The organism is Acrocarpospora corrugata, from assembly GCF_009687845.1.
In the GTDB taxonomy this organism is placed as follows: domain Bacteria; phylum Actinomycetota; class Actinomycetes; order Streptosporangiales; family Streptosporangiaceae; genus Acrocarpospora; species Acrocarpospora corrugata.
In genome coordinates this window covers 87,365-105,058 of the sequence record NZ_BLAD01000065.1, presented here as the reverse complement: position 1 = coordinate 105,058, position 17,694 = coordinate 87,365, and the positions used below count along the sequence as shown (strand labels likewise).

The following is a 17,694-nucleotide window of genomic DNA, read 5'->3' as shown; positions in this document are numbered from 1 at the left end:
CCCTCAACGCGGCGGGCCCCAACCCCTCCCCGACCCCCACGCCGACCCCGACCCCGTCGCCGAACTCAACGCCCACGCCGACCCCGAGTCCGTCGCAGACTCCGTCTCCGGTTCCGGGGGCTTGTTCGGCCACGCTCGCGACGGTCGGCAACTGGCCGAACGGGTTCCAGTCCACGGTCACAGTCCGGGCGGGCAACGCGCCGATCACCGCGTGGACCGTGCGGTGGACCTGGCCCGGCGGGCAGACCTTCTCCAACGTGTGGAGCGGCATACAGACCGTCTCCGGGTCCAACGTGACCGTCCGCAACGCGGCCTACAACGGCTCCGTCGCGGCGAACTCGTCCACCACGTTCGGCTTCACGGCCAACGGCGCCGCGGCGACCCCCACCGCCACCTGCACCAGCCCCTGACACCACAACCGGGCCAGGTGGGAACGACCACCTGGCCCGAACTCATTGCTGAAGCTTGGCGCGGATCTGGTCGGCGTCGGAGTGACCGAGTTCGTGGAGGATGTCCACGGCCTGCTGCCAGTCACGGCGGGCGGCGTCGTACGCCCCTGCCGCGTGATTGGTGTCGCCGAGGTGGTTCAGGGTGTCGGCCTCGTAGTAACGGTCACCCAGGATCCGGGTCAGGCGGAGGGCGTTCTCGTAGCAGGTGACGGCCTCCCGGTAGCGGCCGAGGTGATGGTAGCTGTAGCCGAGGCTGTCCCAGGAGGCCGCCTCGCCGCTATGGTCGCCGATCTCCTGGTGCAGAGTGAGCGCCCGCAGCAAGTAGTGCGAGGCCGTGGCGTAGTCGCCGAGCTGGGCGCGGTACCAGCCGACGGCGTTGAGGGAGTTGGCCTGCCCGTACCGGTGCACGGTGGCCTGGTAGAGGTCGAGAGCCTGTCGCGCGTGATCGAGGGCTTCCTGGTACTGGCCTCGCACTTCGGACAGCCAGCCGAAATGGAAATGCACGTGCGCCTGCCCGGCGACGTCCTCCAGTTTGGTGAACAGGCCCAGACTGCGGCACAGGTACATGCCTGCCTGGTCGTGCTCGCCGAGGTGGGTGTAGACGACGCCGAGGCCGGAGCAGGCGAGGGCTTCGCCGATCGGGTCGGCCAGCCGCGTGGCCGCGCTCAGGCCGGCGTGGTGGGTGGCCACCTGGTCGTGCCAGTGGCCACGCCGCTGGAAGAAGGTGTCCATGGTCCAGGCCAGCTGCCAGACGTGGGTGTCGAACCCGGCGTTGACGGCCTGGTCGATGAGGGCGAGCAGCACCGGATGCTCGGCGGTGAACCAGGCCATCGCCTGCTCGCGGTCGGTCAGTTCCTCCGCCACCACGCCGATCTGTGCCGCGGCGAGCGTGATCGGCTGCCGGTGCGGATGCAGGAGCAGCGCGGCGGCGTGACCGGTGTGCAGGTAGTGGTCGAGCCATCGGTGAATCGCCGCGCGCTGGTCGTCCGCGGGCTCCAGCAACTGGGCCTGTTCGGTGGCGTAGGCGCGGAGCAGGTCGTGCAGGGTGTACCGGCCGAGGACGACCTCGTTGATCAGATGGGCGCGGGACAGCTCGGTCAGGAGTGTGCGTACCTCTTTCTGGGAGATTCCGGCGAGGCTGGCCGCGGCGGGCACCGCGATGTCCGGGCCGGGGTGCAGGCCGAGGAGCCGGAACAGGCGGGCCGCGTCGGTGCTGAGCGCGTGATACGACCAGGAGAACACGGCTCGCACGTCGGTGGCGGTGTCCCCGTCGGCGAACACGTCGAGCCCGCCGCGCGCCTCTCTCAGCTCCTTCGCGAGCGCCGCGAGGGAGAAGGCCGGGTAGGTCGCGGCGCGGGCGGCCACCACCGACAGCGCCAGCGGCAATCGCGCGCACCGGGTGATGATCTCCGCCACCGCCTCCCGCTCGCCGGCCACCCGGTCCCGGCCCAGGCGCGCCGCGATGAACTCGTGCGCCTCGGACTCGGTGAGCAGATCCACGATCAGCGGGTACGCGCCCTCCAGGGCGACCAGGCCGGAGAGCCGGTTGCGGCTGGTCACCAGGACCAGGCATCCCGGCGCCCCGGGCAGCAGTGGCCGTACCTGTTCGGCGTCCCTGGCGTTGTCCAGCAGGATCAGCACCCGCTTGCCGACCAGCAGGCTGCGATACAGGCCGATCTGGGCGTCCAGGTCGGTGGGAATCTGTTCGTTCGCCACGCCCAGCGCGTCCAGCAGGCAGCGAATCGCCTCAGCTGGCGACATCACCGACTCTGATGGGCCGAAGCCCCGCAAGTTCACGAACAGCTGGCCGCCACTGAAGCGGTCGCGTACGCGGTAGGCCCAGTGGACCGCCACGGCCGTCTTGCCGACCCCCGCGGTGCCGGAGATCGCGGAGAGCACCAGGGTGACGGGCTGGTGCGCGGGGTCCTCGGGCAGCAGGGCGTCCAGCTGGCGGAGGCTGGCGGCGCGACCGATGAACTCGGGCAGGTCCGCGGGGAGCTGGGCAGGCACCAAGCCGGATGCGGGTTTGTACTGTGCGGGCGGCATCGGAAGCTCGGGGGGCAGCCTGATCTCCGGAGCCGAGCCGCTCGTGATGTGGTTCAGGCCGGCACTGGTGATCGTCGCGAGGGTCTCGTCGTCGCGGAGGATGGCTTCGTGGACCCATCTGAGCATCGGCCCGGGTTCCACGCCGAGTTCCGCGTTGAGGGTCGCACGGGTCCGGCGGTAGACCTCCAGCGCCTCGACCTGGCGTCCGGACCGGTAGAGCGCGAGCATCAAGTAGGCGCGCAGCCGTTCACGGTAGGGGTGGACCTGTGTCGTCTCGATCAGGTCGACGGCGAGTTCGGCGTGGCGGCCCAGTTCCAGGTTGACGGCGACCAGTTCCTCATAGGTCAGCACCCGCTGTGCTTCGAGGTGCCGTGCCTCGCTGTTGATCAGCGGTATGTCGTCGAACCCGGCGTATGCGGGGCCTTGCCACAGTCCGAGGGCCTGTTCCAGCGTCACGCTGGCCCGGTCGAGATCGCCGTGCTGCCGCGCGGCCCGTCCTTCGGCGACGAGGCGGCTGAAACGCAGGGTGTCCAGTTCTTCCGGGGCGAGGACGACTGCGTAGCCGGCCGTCCGGTGCACGATCCGTTCGTTGTCGCCGAGGGCCTGGCGGAGCCGGTGCACATACAGCTGGACGGTCTTCCGTGCGCTCTGCGGGGGGTCGTCGTGCCATAACGCGCTGATCAGATCCTCGACCGGAGTCACCTCGCCCGCCCGGCACAACAACACCGCCAGCACACGTCGCCACATCTCCGCACCCAAGGTCACGGGTACGCCGTCGCGTCTGACCTGCAGGTGCCCGAGTACGCAGAATTCCAGCATGAGTAAACACGCTACCCGGCCCCTGCTGAATCGCATTTAGTCATATATAGGTGCATAGGTAATATTTCGGACTTGTGCTGTGGTTTATGTTTAGCCGAAACCAAGAATCCTGGGTGAAAGTGGCACGAAAGCGGCACTAAAACTGCGCTAAACCGGCGCTTCGCATGCTGTCTGGAGGAGAGCCCCGGGGGCGCTTGGCTCGAACGCCGTCCTGCCGACTCTCGTGTGTGCCGTCCAAGAGAGCTGGTGATCACGCTGAGACCCGCAGGCACCGATCGCGTCCGGGCCGTCGAACCGAGGACGGCGATCCATCGAAGCCCTCAGCTGCCCGCTCATTTCTGGCCTGTGCTTGAGCAGCTGCTCATGGGTGTCCCCGATATCACCGCCAGTCGCCGGCTCTCCATGTCGCCGCGGACCTTCAGTCGGCGCGTGGCGGAGCTGCTCGACTTCCTGGGTGTGCAGACGCGGTTTCAGGCGGGCGTGGAAGCGGCGAAGCGTGGGTGGGTGCCATCGGCGCAGAATCGCTCAATTGGGGGATGAGTCGGCGGAGAACTCCAGCCCGTCGGACCTGAAACGGGAAATCGTCTCCGTCACCTCGTGGAGGAGGTCCATCTTGGTGAGCCATCCGTCGTCGTAGAGTGTCGCCGCGTACTTGTCGGCGTCGTCGGCGGCCAGGCAGAGCGGCAGCCGAGGTGCGCCAGGCTCAGCGAGGTCGTGAACGCAGGCGCTCACCACGGAACCGGCGGATCCGCCCAGGCCGATACCGGTGTCTTCCAGGAAGATCCGGGCCGTTGCGATCGCCATCGCGTCGGTCACGGCGACGGCCCGATCGTAGGAGTCGGATCGCAGGAACGAGGAGGGCCGGCTTGCGCCGATGCCCGGGACGAGGCGTGACGTCCGGGTCATGCCGGGCCGCCGGTCCAGGTCGACGGCGCCCGTCGTGGCGAGGGAGGCCGCCGCGTCGACCGCCACCAGTCGGATCGGGCGGCGGAGCGGCCTGATGTGGGCGGCGATTCCGGCCAGGGTGCCGCCGGTGGAAACCGCTACGTATACGGCGTCAAGCTCTCGGCCTCCCTGTGCCACGATCTCCGGGCCGGTCGTCTGCTGGTGGATCAAGGGGTTCGCCGGGTTGCCGTACTGATTGGTCCAGCGGTATCCGGTGTTCTTGCGGCGCAGTTCGGCGACCGCTTCCAGACGGCTGAGCAGGTATCCGCCGTGTCCGTCTGGTACGTCCACCCAGTGCAGCTGCACGCCGGCGGCACTCAACTGACGCAGCGTGGCCTCGGGGGTTTTCGGGTCGACGACCGCGATGAGCCGGCAGTCGAGGGAGTCCAGCAGGTGGGCCAGGGCCAGGCCGAGATTTCCCGAGGTGGACTCCACCACGACGGAACCCGGCCGCAGTTCCTCCCGGGCGTCCAGGGCCCGGAGCAGTCCCAGGGCGGTGCGGTCCTTGACCGACCCCGTCGGATTGAAGGACTCGCGTTTGAGTAGTAAATGGCGGATTCGACCTCGGGACTTCACCTGGACGGTAGCCACCGGCGTGCGCCTGATCGAGTTCAAGAAGTCCGTCGCCACGATATCGATATTGCTGTGCCCGTACCGCGAGCAAAAGCACTTGGCGACTTCTCGCCAGAAGCGCGGGATAACCTTGTTCATTTCACTGGCCGGACCAATACGATCGGCATCCGGCTGAAAGTGCCCGATGAGGAGCGAAGATGGAAACCGCCATCGAGGTGCGGGGCCTGGTCAAGACCTATCCGCGGGGGATTCGGGCGCTGGATGGGCTGTCGTTCACCGTGCCCGCCGGAATTCTGTTCGCATTGCTGGGGCCGAACGGCGCGGGAAAATCGACGACAGTCAAGATCCTGACGACGCTTTCGCGGGCGGATGAGGGCAGCGCCCAGGTCGCCGGCCTCGACGTACGCCGCCATCCGGACCGGGTGCGCCGGGTGATCGGTGTGGTGGGGCAGAAGGCCAGTGCGGATCCGAACGCGACCGGGAAAGAGAATCTCGCCCTGCAGGGCCGGGTGTACGGCCTGCGGCGGCGCGCGCTCGCCGATCGGATCGACGAACTGCTGGACCAGCTGGAACTGTCTCGGGCCGCCGGACGTCTGGTCCGCACCTATTCGGGGGGCATGAAACGCCGGCTGGACATTGCGATGGGTTTGATCCATCGGCCGGAGGTATTGTTCCTGGACGAACCGACGGTGGGCCTGGACACCGAAATTCGAGCACAGATATGGGAAGACCTCGCCAAATTGGTCCACCAGGACGGAATCACCATTCTGGTCACTACGCACTATCTGGAAGAGGCAGACAGACTCGCCAGTCAGCTCGCCATCGTGGACGACGGGAAAGTCGTGGTGACGGGCACACCGAGCGGCCTGAAGGACGGGCTGCGGGGTGATTCGCTCTACATCAACCTGAGCGAGTCGGTCGTCGCCGGCGAGGTGGGGCGCGCTCTGGGCGGTCTGCGGTCGATCGGAGAATTCACCGCCAACGGGAGATCTCTGTGCGTGCGCACCAGCAATGGCGCGAACGCCATCCCCGCCGTGCTGGCCGCACTAGACGGATACGGCGTAGGGGTGTCCTCCGTGACCATGGAGCGGCCTTCGCTCGATGACGTCTACTTCAACTACACCGGCAAGAAGCTCTCGGCTTGAGGCAGGAGACCTGGTGATCGCCACTCTGATTCATACGGGCTACATGACCCAGCGTCAGCTGATCAGCCTGTTCCGGCAGCGATGGCTGGTGGCGACCAATCTCATCGAACCGTTCATCTGGCTCGCTCTCTTCAGTGCGGTGTTCCAGCGGGTCGTCGACATCCCCGGATTCGGGGCGGGGGACTACGTCGACTTCCTGATGCCCGGCATCGCCGTGATGACCGTCCTGTTCGCGAGTGTGTGGAACGGTGTCCTGATCTTGCAGGACATCGAACGGGGCACGCTGGATCGGCTGCTGACCACGCCGGTGGCTCGAAGCGCCCTGATCAGCGGCCCGGTGTTGCGGCAGGCGGTGGGCGGTCTCGTGCCCACCTCCATCATCTTGGGAATGGGTGTCGTCCTCGGCGCCCGCTATGAGGGCGGCGTGATCGGTATCGCGGTCTTTCTCCTCGCCGTGGTCGCGTTCGGCATCGCGCTCTCGATCTTTTCGAATGTCATCGCGCTGCTGGTCCGCAAAGAGGAGACGCTGGTCGGCCTGGTCAATTTCACGATGATGCCGCTGACCTTCCTGTCCACGACCTTCATGCCGGCCAACCTGGTGCCGGGGTGGGTGACCACGGTGGCCCAGTTCAACCCGGTGAACTGGGCGGTGGAGGTCGGCCGCCAGACGCTCGGCGAGGTTACGGACTGGAGCGTCGTCCTCTCCCGCCTCGGCCTCCTGGTGGGGCTGGGGATGCTTCTCATGTGGGGCGCACTGGCGGCCCTGCGCCGATACCAGCGCGACGTATAAGTAATTCCACCACTGTGCGGAGTCGCCACCATGAGTCAGATCCCCTCCTTCGCTGTGATATCCGGTGCCCAGGTGAATCAGGCCGTCAGCGGGCGGGAAAAGGAGATCACCCGCCTGATCGAGGCGGCCTACCTCCTGCACGGCGAGGGCGGGACGGTGAATCCCGACTCCTATTTCCTGCGCTTTCCCGACCGGCCGTCCGCGCGGATCATCGCGCTGCCCGCGTCGATTCGGGGAGACGTCGACGTCCACGGCATTAAGTGGATCTCCAGCTTTCCGGAGAACGTGCCGGCCGGGATTCCCCGGGCCTCGGCGGTACTCATTCTGAACGACATCGAGACCGGCTATCCCTTCGCCTGCGTGGAGAGCTCGATCATCAGCGCCGCGCGCACGGCCGCGTCCGCCTCCCTGGCCGCGATGCGACTGAGTGACTCCTGGCCCGATCGTCCCACCCGGGTCGGATTCTTCGGCGCCGGATTCATCGCCCGCTATATCCACACCTACCTCACCGGGAACGGCTTCGTATTCGACCGGGTCGGCGTCCATGACCTGTCGGCCGAACACGCCAAGGGTTTCCAGGGCTATCTGGAGCGTACGGAGCCCGGCGCGATCACCGTCTACGACCGGGCTGAAGAATTGATTCGCTCCTCGGACCTGGTCGTATTCGCGACCGTCGCGGGGGAACCGCACGTCATCGAGCCGAATTGGTTCGAGCATTGCCCGATCGTCCTGCATGTATCGCTGCGGGATCTGTCGCCGGAGATCATCTTGTCTTCGTATAATGTCGTCGACGACGTCGAGCACTGTATGAAAGCCAATACGTCCCCGCACCTGGCCCAGCAGCGGGCGGGTCACCGCGACTTCGTGGCCGGCACCCTCTATGACGTGCTCACCGGCGAGATCACACCGCCGTCCGACCAGCCCGTGATTTTCTCCCCATTCGGGCTGGGCGTGCTCGACCTCGCCGTCGCCAAGTACGTGTACGACCACATCGCGTCCGCCGGTGAATTACGAACGGTGCCCGATTTCTTTTACGACGTCCATCGATATGGCGCGCCCTGATCAGAAAGATGGCTACTTCTCGCCACCCTGTTCGCCATGTATTGTCCGGGCCGGGAGCGGCGGCCATCGTTATCTTGTGCATCGGCATCTCATTTCGATTCGTGACCTGGACGATGGCGATCTGGACTATCTGGTCCGCAGAGGCGCCTGGTTCGCCGAAGAGCGGGACCCCGCCTATCGGCCGCTCACCGGCAGAGTGGTGGGCGGCTACTTCCGGAGAACCTCCACCCGGACCCGTACGGCTTTCGCGAGCGCGGCACTCCGCCTCGGCGCCGGCTACCTCCCCTACGGCCCCGCCGACCTACAACTCAGCACCGGCGAATCGATCGAGGACACCGCCCAGGTATTCGCGCGAATGCTGGACGCCCTGGTGGTCCGTACCGCGGACGCCCCCGACGAGGTCAGGGCACTCGCCGCCCAGCCCAGCATGCCGGTCATCAACGCGATGACCGCCGACGAACACCCGACCCAGGCCATCGCCGATCTGACCACCCTCCTCCGCCGTTTCGGCCGGATCGACGGTCTCCGGATTCTCTACGTGGGCGAGGGCAACAACACCGCCGCCGCTCTCGCGCTGGGCCTGGCCCGATTCCATGACGTCCAGCTCTGCCTCGCCACCCCGGCGGGCTACGGAGTGGCCGAAAGCGTCCTCGACCTCGCCCGGGACCAGGCGACTCCACGCGGCACGCGGATCACCCAATGCCACGACCTCGGGCAGACGACCGCGGGCGCGGACGTCGTCTACACCACGCGCTGGCAGACGACCGGCACCTCCAAGCCTGACCCCGACTGGCGGCGGCTCTTCGAGCCGTTCCAGGTGAACGGGAGGCTGATGGAACGCCACCCGGACGCCCTGTTCATGCACGACCTGCCGGCTCATCGCGGCGAGGACGTCACGGCGGCGGTCCTCGACGGGCCGTCGAGCATCGCGTTCGAGCAGGCGGAGAACAAGCTGCACAGCGCCAAGGCGCTCCTGGAATGGTGCCTGCTCGGCCGACGACATTGACGGATTTCCCCAGACAGCTGTCGGCGATTCCTCGCCGCTTCCTTTCCTAGCAAGGAGACCGAGTTGAGTAGTGAGCTACGCGACGACCATATTGCGATCACCGGGATCGCCGGCCGGTTCCCTGGCGCGGGAGACGTGCGGGAGTACTGGCAGAACCTGATCAACGGGGTGGAATCCATCACCCACATGACGGACGACGAACTGCGCGACCGCGGCGTGGCCGAGGAGGATCTGCGCGACCCGGACTACATCCGGTCGGCTCCGCTGATCGAGGGCATGGAGGACTTCGACGCGAGCTTCTTCGGCTACACGCCGCTGGAGGCGAAGATCCGCGATCCGCAGGGCCGCATGTTCCTGGAGGCGTGCCATTCCGCGCTGGAGGACGCCGGTTGCGTGCTGTCGGAACAGGACGGCGTCGTCGGCGTGTACGGCGGCGGAGCCAACGCCCTCTACGGCGAGCGTTACGTCAAGCGCAATCGCGCCGTCACCCGGGCCGCGGGGATGATGGGGATCGACGTCAGCAATCATCCGGACTACTTGACCCCGGCGGTGGCGTACCGGCTCGGTCTGCAGGGTCCTGCGGTGAACGTCCAGACCGCGTGTTCCACCTCGCTGGTCGCGGTCCATCTCGCCTGCCAGGCCCTGCGCCTGGGTGACTGCGACCTGGCCCTCGCCGGCGGAGTGGAGGTCGAGCTGCCCTACGGCGCGGGCCACTACTGGATGGAAGGAAGCATCTTCGCCAAGGACGGCCGCTGCCGGGCGTTCGACGCCAAGGCCGGCGGGACGATCTTCGGCACCGGAGTCGGTGTGGTCGTGCTCAAACGCCTGGCCGACGCCAGGGCGGACGGCGACCACATCTACGCGGTGATCCGCGGCTCCGCCGTCAACAACGACGGCTCGGCGAAGGTCGGATTCACGGCGCCGGGCGTGGACGGGCAGACGAAGCTGATCCTGGAGGCCCTCACCGCCGCGGAGGTGGACCCTCGGACCATCAGCTACGTCGAGGCCCACGGCACCGGAACCCTGGTCGGCGACCCGATCGAGATCGCCAGCCTCACCCGGGCCTACCGCTCGGCGGGCGTGGCGGACCACCAGTACTGCGCGATCTCCTCAGTCAAGTCCAATATCGGACATCTGGGACCGGCGGCGGGCGCGGCCGGGCTGATCAAAGCCTGCCTGGCCTTCAAGCACGGCCAGCTGCCGCCGAGCATCAACTTCGACGAGCCCAACCCGAACATCGACTTCCCCAGCAGCCCGTTCTTCGTGAACACCGAACTCCGCCCCTGGGCGAGCGGGGACGAACCGCGTCGCGCGGCCGTCAGCTCGTTCGGGATCGGCGGCACCAACGCTCACCTGGTGCTGGAGGAGCCGCCCGCCGAACTCCGCACCGGCGAGCCGGTCGCCTCGTGGCACGTCCTTCCGGTGTCGGCGAAGACTTCGGCCGCGGCGGACCGTGGCGTGGAACGGCTGAAGACGCACCTGACGGGTCAGCCGGACATCGCGATGGAAGATGTCGCCTGGACGCTGCAGACGGGCAGGGTGGCTCATTCCCATCGGAGAGCCGCCGTGGCACGGAGCTCGACGGACACGGCACGAGTGATCACTTCCTCGGCGCCCGCTCGCCGGCGCGCCGTGGCGTTCATGTTCCCCGGTCAGGGGTCCCAGCACGCAGGCATGGCGCGCGACCTGTACGAGCGTGTCCCCTCCTTCCGCGAAAACGTGGATCAGTGCGCGGAGTTGCTGCACCCCAAGCTGGGGATGGATCTCCGTACCGTGCTGTTCCCCCTGGACGGGCAGGAAGAATGGGCGACCGAGCATCTCGGGCGGACCAGCATCACGCAGCCCGCGCTGTTCGTCGTCGAGTACGCGATGGCCCGGCTGCTGGAGTCCTGGGGCGTTACGCCGGAGGCCATGATCGGGCACAGCATCGGGGAGTACGTCGCCGCTCACCTGGCGGGGGTCTTCTCGCTGGCGGACGCGCTGGAGGTGGTGGCGGCACGGGGACGGCTCATGCAGTCCATGCCGTCCGGCGCCATGCTGGCCGTGCCGATGCCCGAGGCTCTGGTCCGGCCGTACCTCTACGGCGACGTTGAGATCGCGGCGGTCAACGGGCCGCAGATGACCGCTGTCGCCGGGCCGAAGCCCGAGCTCGACGAGCTCGCCGCGACGCTCGCCCAGCAGGGGGTGCAGACTCGGGCGCTGCACACCTCGCACGCGTTCCACTCGGCGATGATGGATCCGATTCTGGCTCCCTTCCGCGAGGTCGTGGCGAATGTCGTGCTGTCTCCGCCGACGATTCCGTTCGTGTCGAACGTCACCGGCACCTGGATCACCGATGACGAGGCCACCGATCCCGGCTACTGGGCCGAGCATCTTCGCCGTGCGGTCCGGTTCGCCGATGGGCTCGCGACCCTCGGCGGTGACGAGAACCTCGCTCTGGTGGAGGTCGGTCCCGGCGAGAACCTGACCGTGCTGGCGCGGCAGTGCCTGCGCGGGCAGAGCATCCCGACGGTGTCCACGATGCGTCATCCGCTCAAGGAGCTTGACGACGAGATGGTGCTGGCCGAGTCGGCTGCCCGGCTCTGGGTCGCCGGTGTGGACCTGAACTGGGAGGCGCTGGCCGGGTCGGGGCGCAAGGTGCCGCTGCCGGAGTATCCGTACGAGCGGCAGACCTTCTGGGTCGATCCCGATCCCGAGTCGGTCCGGGCCGAAGGCCGGCCGGAGGACGACGCGCGGGTGCTTCCGCTGGAGGAGTCGGTCTTCGCGCCGGTCTGGCGCGAGTCGGCGCTGCCGCCTGGCAGGACCGCCGTCGCCGCGGACCGGCGCTGGCTCGTGTTCAGCCCCGGCCATGGCGTCATCGAGTCGTTCGCCGACGGGCTCCGCCGGGGCGGCGCCGAGGTCACCACCGTCGTTCCCGGCCAGGAGTTCGGGGTGCTCGGCGAGGACCGCGTGCAGGTCCGGCCCGGGATGCGCGCGGACTACGACGCGCTGCTCGATCGATTCGCCGTCGACGCCTATCCCACCGACGTGGTCCACGGCTGGACGGCGACCGCGCCGGTCGAGAACGTGCTCGACGACGCCCATGTCCGTGGGCTTGAGGATGCGGGCTTCTTCGCGTTGATGTATCTCGGGCAGGTGCTCGACGGCAGGCCGTCGGAGGAGCCCGTGACGATCACGGTGGTCAGCAGCGACATGCAGCAGATCTCGGGCGAGGAGCACATAGACCCGGCCAAGGCGCTGCTGCTGGGGCCGGTTCACGGCATCAACCGGGAGATGTCGGGGGTGGCATGCCGGAGCGTTGACATCCATCTCGCCTCGGCGCTCCCGGACGAGACCCTGGCCGGGCAGCTGCTCGCAGAGGTTCACGCGGTCCACGACGACGTTCAGGTGGCCTGGCGTGGCAGGAAGCGCTGGGTCTGGAGTCACGAGAAGCTTCCGCCCATCGAGCCCGCCGAGAAGCCCGTCGTCCTCAAGGAGGACGGCACCTACCTGATCACCGGTGGGCTGGGCGGTATCGGGCTGGCTGTCGCGGCGGACCTGGCTCGTACGGTGAGAGCACGCCTGGTCCTGGTGGGTCGTTCACCGTTCCCGGCGCGCTCGGAATGGAACGCCATCCTCGGGGACGAGAGTTCCGACGAGCGTCAGCGTGATCAGATCCAGAAACTGCTCGCCATCGAGGACGCCGGCGGCGCGGTGCTGGTCGAAAGCTGTGACATCGCCGACGAACAGCAGCTTCGCGCCCTGGTGGCGATCGTCGACGAGCGTTTCGGCGCGATCGACGGCGTCTTCCACTCGGCCGGCGTCCTGGCGGGCGGCATGCTCGCGGTGAAGACCAGAGAGGACGCCGAGCGCGTGCTCGCGCCCAAGGTGGCGGGCACGCTCACCCTGCACAAGGTGCTCGGCGGCGGCGACGCCTTCTTCGTGCTGTTCTCCTCGATCGACGCGGTGTTCGGCAACTTCGGCCTGGCCGACTACTGCGGGGCCAACAACTTCCTCGACGCCTTCGCCCGCCGGGCCAGCGCCAGGGGAGAAGCGGTGCTGTCGATCGGATGGGGCGTCTGGGGCGGGGTCGGCATGGCCCACGAGGCCACGGCGGCCGCGCCGAGCTTCTTCCGCGATCTGCAGAAGGGAGTCCGGCATGAGGACGTCGAACTGCCACTGCTGGACCGGCGAATCTACGACCGCAGCAAGGACATCGTCTTCTCCGTCACGCTGGGCCCGGAATCCCACTGGGTCCTGACAGATCACCAGATCGCGGGACGCTCCGTTCTCCCGGGGACCTACTGCCTGGAAGTGATTCACGAGGCCTTCACCAGCGCGGTGGGCGCGCAGTACGCCGAGATCAGCGACGTGGTCTTCCTCGGCCCGATCGTCATCCCCGACCAGCGCGAGCTGCGGGTCACGCTGCGCGAGGACGGCGACGGATACGACGTGACGATCACCACGAAACCGGTCGCGGGCTCCGGGGGCTGGAGTGAGCACGTGAAAGGCCGGGTGCGGGCCGTGGACTCGGGACCGGCGCCGGTGCACGACCTCGACGCCATCCGCAAACAGTGCGACAAGCTGGAGTTCGGCAACTCCGCGGACTCGGCCGCCGTCAGCCTCGGGTACGAAGCCGAACGCTCCGGGATCGTCAGTTTCGGTGCGCACTGGAACAACGTGGGAGCCGTCCGCGTGGGCGAACTCCAGGAGATCGCGCAGCTGAGCCTCAACACGAAGTTCCACGACGAATGCGCCGTCTACACCCTGCACCCCGCGCTGTTCGACGACGCCGTCTCCAACTCCCAGTACCTGCCCATCGAGACCGAGAACCGCTACCTCCCCTTCGCCTACGAAAGAGTGCTCGTCCGGCGTCCGCTGCCGCCGAGCTTCTCCTCCTACATCCGCCACCTCGACTCCGCCGACGGCGAGATCATCAGCACCGACGTGCTCCTGATCGACGACGACGGCAACGAACTCGTCCGCGTCGAGGGGTACGCGATCAGGCGAGTCGACCCCGCGGCGATCCAGGCGACGGTCCAGGCTGAGGGGGCGTCCCAGCCGTCCGGGGACCGGGTCACCACCAACGCCTGGGCGATCATGCCGGAGTTCGGCATGGACGTCCTGCACCGCGTCCTCGACAGCTGGCCGCGCGCGCACGTGGTGATCTCACGCGAGGAACTGGCCGTCGGCATCCGCCGGATCTCGGGACTGAACAGCGAACTCCTCGAACGGGAACTGCCGGACGCCGATCCGGGACAGACCGTCGAGCGCTTCATCGACACGCCCTACCGCGAGCCGAAGACGGAGGTCCAGAAGATGCTGGCCACGCTCGGGGCGCAGTCACTCGGCGTCGACAAGATGGGCATTGACGACGACTTCTTCGAGCTCGGCGGGAACTCGCTGGTCGCCGTTCAGCTGGGCACCCGGATCCGCGGGCGGTTCGAGATCGAGCTACCGGTCAGGACCATCTTCGAGCAGCCGACGGTGGGTCAGCTCGCCGAGTTCGTGGAAAGCGCGCTGCTGACCAAGGTCGAGTCCCTCTCCGACGAGGAGGCGGCCAAGATGCTCGCCCTGCTGGAAGGGCGGTGACGGCGTGACCGTCGCAACGAGGGCTGTGCCCCGTGCTGGGCGCTGACCTCCCGCCCGAGCCTTGGACCCTGAGCGCGCGGTCCGAGCCGAGGGCCCGGCAGCGGTTGCTCTGCCTCCCGTTCGCGGGAGGCGGGGCTTCCGCCTACCGGTCCTGGGGCGCCGAACTGGCCAAAAGCGGGATCGAGGTCTGGCCGGTGCAGCTGCCGGGCCGGGAGAACCGGCTGAAGGAGCCGGCGATGGACGACCTCCCGGCGCTCGCCGCGCTGCTGGCGGATGTGTTCGGCGCCTATCTGCCGCGGCGGCCGTACGCGCTGTTCGGGCACAGTATGGGGGCCAGCATCGCCTTCGAGTTCGTCAGGGAGGTGCGCCGGCGTGGGCTGCCGGAGCCGGTCCGGCTGATCGTGTCGGCGAATCGGCCGCCGCACCGGCCCGATCCGGCGCCGCCGACCCACTCCCTGCCCCGGGCAGAGCTGATCACGAAGTTGAGGAGTTACGGCGGCACGCCGCGGGAGCTGTTCGACGAGCCGGATCTGGTCGATCTGCTGCTGCCGACCATGCGGGCGGACTTCGCCCTGTTCGAGCGGTTCCAATGGGTGGCGGAGGAGCCGCTCGGCTGCCCGGTCACCGTGCTCGGCGGTCTCTCCGATGTATCGGTGCCGGATGCCGAGTTGTACGCCTGGGAGGCGCTGACGACCGGCCCCTTCCACGTCAGGATGCTTCCGGGCGATCACTTCTTTCTGCTGAAGGCCCGGAACATGACCATTGAAACGGTCAGAGAACTACTCAGCGGCCGATGACAAGTGGCCGTGGGGCCGATCCGGCGCCCACGGCCACTTGGCGTTCACCCGGACTGATCGGCCAGCACCAGGCGCAGTTCGCAGGTGTAGCGGTGGCCGTCGGCGTCGGGGAGCCACACGTGGTGCGGATCGGGGTGCATCTCGGTGAGCTCGACCACACCGTCGCCTCGCGCCTGCCGTACCGAGGCGAGGAAGTCGTTGACGAACAGCGGGCTGTCGAAATCTAGGTAGACCGGCTTGGTCCGGCCCGCCGCCCGCCAGAAGACGAACCGCGGCAGGCCGGTGGTCTCGGCCCAGCGGCGCAGGGCGGCGAACGCGGCCGGCTCGTCCCGCCCGGAGCCCGCCGGGATCGTGTGCGCGGGCAGGCGCCACTTCTCGCGGGCCACCACCAGGTCGTCGATGGTCACCCGGGGGGTGTGGGGAAGAGGGGGCAGCGGCTGGAAGAGGTTCACCAGAACCTCCTGAGTGAGTTCCCCGACGACGTCGAGCACGCGCATGCGCGCTCCGGACCGGGTCCGTACGGTGATCGACGTGCCGGTCCGCTCGGCGACCAGTTCGTCCAGTGGCAGGCTCCTTCCCCGGGGAACCGCGCGGGCCCCGTTTCCCGGGGCGAAGGACAGGTACCAGTAGCGATCGGAGAAGAGATCCGGCGTCGGGTAGTTCCGTCCGGTGACCTTGGGGGAGCGCGGATAGATGGGAACGACCCGGGGCCGGTCGGCGGGCCCCGCCTCGGCGGCGTGGCGCAGCCGGTCGGGGTCGGGGTGGGCTGTCGTGAACGCGTAGTTGTCGAGGGTCGCCATGGCGAGATGGATCTCGCCCAGGACGAATTCGTAGCGGCCTGCCTGCAGTTCCCCCAGGCCGGCGGCTGCGATCATGACGTCGGGGCTGTGCTGGGCGGCGCCGTACCAGAGTGGCGGCGGGGCGGCGAACGCGGCGGCGACTGGTACGGCGAGGCCGGCCGAGTCTCGACGGACCCGGCGTTCACCCGCGCGCCAGGACAGGATGTCGCTCCAGGACTTCTGGAATTCCTCGACGAGGGGCGCGGACCAGGCAGGATCCGAGATCCGGTCAAGAAACTGGTTCACGATGATGCCCAGCGGAACGCCGTTTCCCGGGGTCATACCGGCGAACTGGTCGTACAACTCGCCGATGAGCGATTCCAGGTGGTCGCCGAATCGCCAGGTCAGCCAGCGGGCGCTGTCGAGCATCAAGGACAGTGGCGGGAGGAGGGAGCTCCGCAGGCCGGCGCCCAGCCGGACGTCGACATCCCTGCGGCAGTCCTCGTAGACGGCGCGCCGGCCGTAGTGTCCCTGGTCCTTGGTGCGTACGGCCGGCGCTTCGGTCAGCTGCTTCATCCGCTGGTCGAGGAGCGTGAACGCCTTCGCCAGGCCGGCCGGTTGGTCGGCCGCGTCCGCCACCGCCGCGCGGGCGTCTTCGAGTTGCGCGAGCGCGTCGAGGGCCGCCGCGCGGCCATCGGATTCCGGCAGCGCCTGCAACTGGCGGCGGAGCGCGCGTTCGGGCCACGGATCGACCGGGACGTCCGGCCGCCACACGATCAGCCCTCGGGCCAGCAGCCGTTCCAGCGCCGCGACCACGTCGTCCTCGCGGGTCACCCCCGTGAACCCCTGCCAGCGCAGTTCGGCCGTGAGGCTACGCGGGGTCCTCGTGCCGTCCACGGCGGCCAGGACCGCGGCGTCCACGGACGGCAGCCGGCAGGGCGACCCGTCCGGATACAGGGCCAGCGGGCCCTGCACCACGACACCGGCCAGGCGGGCCGGGGCCAGCCGACGCCGGATCGCCGGGTCCTTGGCCAGCGCGGTGCCCAGGGCGTCGATCGCCCAGTCCTCGAAGTGCACCTCGCGCGCCGCGACCAGGTTCGGTCCGGGCTGCGCGGTGATGACCTCGACGTCGTCGGAGAAATCGGTCCAGGTGCAGGGGCCGAAGAATCCGATGGTCTCGTTGCGCGCGTGGTAACGCTGGGCGTAGCGGGTCAGTTTGGCCTCTTTGCGACGCCGATCCCGAGTCCGGGTGGTGTCGGCCGCGTGGCGTCGCAGCCAGCCGGTGACGTGCTCGACGGCGTGCGGGTTCTGCCAGAGCAGGGCCGCCTGGAATGAATCGCCCTCGGCCATGCTGAGCAGGTGCGCCGACGTCCGGTGAATACCGCGATGCCAGGACTCGTGGATTCGTTCGGCCGATGATTCCGGGTCGAGCGCGAGCGCGGCCGTCTCCGGGTCCGCGAGCCGGAGAAGCTCATGGATCGGAAAACCGGCGCTGCGCACGGCCACGTCGGCCCATGGACGCCACGCGTCATTGCTCATTCGCTTCAACTTCCTTCAATCCATCGACCGGATTTATCGCACCCGGGAAAGAAAGCCATTCACGGCAGTTAGTCTGATAGTGGAAGGGCCGGTAGAGCGGGGTCCGCCACGATATATGGCGATAAATCGCCATCTTGTCCGCCGCTATGGCGGTTGGTCTCGACTCGCCGTCA

10 protein-coding genes are annotated in these 17,694 nt (G+C 68.1%); 7 read left to right on the top strand and 3 right to left on the bottom strand.

The genetic code is table 11. The features are described 5' to 3' along the window. The coding region (locus Acor_RS25935) for a cellulose binding domain-containing protein (RefSeq protein ID WP_174876197.1) at positions 1–410 on the top strand (410 nt) is incomplete at its 5' end. A 42-nt stretch (positions 411–452) separates the two neighbouring features. On the opposite strand, the gene Acor_RS25930 is transcribed toward Acor_RS25935, so the two are convergent. Next, a complete protein-coding gene (locus tag Acor_RS25930; protein WP_170317086.1) occupies positions 453–3,314 on the bottom strand; it encodes an AfsR/SARP family transcriptional regulator in 2,862 nt (953 codons plus the stop codon). Between the two features lie 525 nt (positions 3,315–3,839). Then, on the bottom strand, positions 3,840–4,889 hold the full coding sequence (locus Acor_RS25925; protein ID WP_170317085.1) for a cysteine synthase family protein: 1,050 nt from the start codon (positions 4,887–4,889) through the stop codon (positions 3,840–3,842). A 140-nt stretch (positions 4,890–5,029) separates the two neighbouring features. Here Acor_RS25925 and Acor_RS25920 point away from each other — a divergent pair, with 140 nt between their 5' ends. The 6 genes from Acor_RS25920 to Acor_RS25895 all read left to right on the top strand — a co-directional run bounded on the left by Acor_RS25920 (position 5,030) and on the right by Acor_RS25895 (position 15,203). Continuing rightward, the gene (locus tag Acor_RS25920) at positions 5,030–5,977 is read left to right on the top strand and encodes an ATP-binding cassette domain-containing protein (protein WP_155339351.1); all 948 of its coding nucleotides are present in this window, start codon (positions 5,030–5,032) and stop codon (positions 5,975–5,977) included. A gap of 13 nt (positions 5,978–5,990) precedes the next feature. Continuing rightward, on the top strand, positions 5,991–6,767 hold the full coding sequence (locus Acor_RS25915; RefSeq protein ID WP_170317084.1) for an ABC transporter permease: 777 nt from the start codon (positions 5,991–5,993) through the stop codon (positions 6,765–6,767). A 30-nt stretch (positions 6,768–6,797) separates the two neighbouring features. Beyond that, a complete protein-coding gene (sbnB, locus tag Acor_RS25910; protein ID WP_155339349.1) occupies positions 6,798–7,829 on the top strand; it encodes a 2,3-diaminopropionate biosynthesis protein SbnB in 1,032 nt (343 codons plus the stop codon). A gap of 76 nt (positions 7,830–7,905) precedes the next feature. Beyond that, complete coding sequence (locus Acor_RS25905; RefSeq protein ID WP_246239112.1) at positions 7,906–8,835, top strand: ornithine carbamoyltransferase; 930 nt, start codon at positions 7,906–7,908, stop codon at positions 8,833–8,835. Positions 8,836–8,898: 63 nt separating this feature from the next. Continuing rightward, positions 8,899–14,406 carry a type I polyketide synthase gene (locus Acor_RS25900; protein ID WP_155339347.1) on the top strand — a complete coding sequence of 1,836 codons (5,508 nt, stop codon included), beginning with the start codon at positions 8,899–8,901 and terminating at the stop codon, positions 14,404–14,406. A 32-nt stretch (positions 14,407–14,438) separates the two neighbouring features. Then, positions 14,439–15,203, top strand: coding sequence for a thioesterase II family protein (locus Acor_RS25895; RefSeq protein ID WP_170317083.1), 765 nt, complete (start codon positions 14,439–14,441; stop codon positions 15,201–15,203). 44 nt (positions 15,204–15,247) lie between these two features. On the opposite strand, the gene Acor_RS25890 is transcribed toward Acor_RS25895, so the two are convergent. After that, positions 15,248–17,521: a lantibiotic dehydratase gene (locus Acor_RS25890; RefSeq protein WP_155339345.1), complete on the bottom strand. Its 2,274-nt coding sequence runs from the start codon at positions 17,519–17,521 to the stop codon at positions 15,248–15,250. Positions 17,522–17,694: the final 173 nt, after the last annotated feature.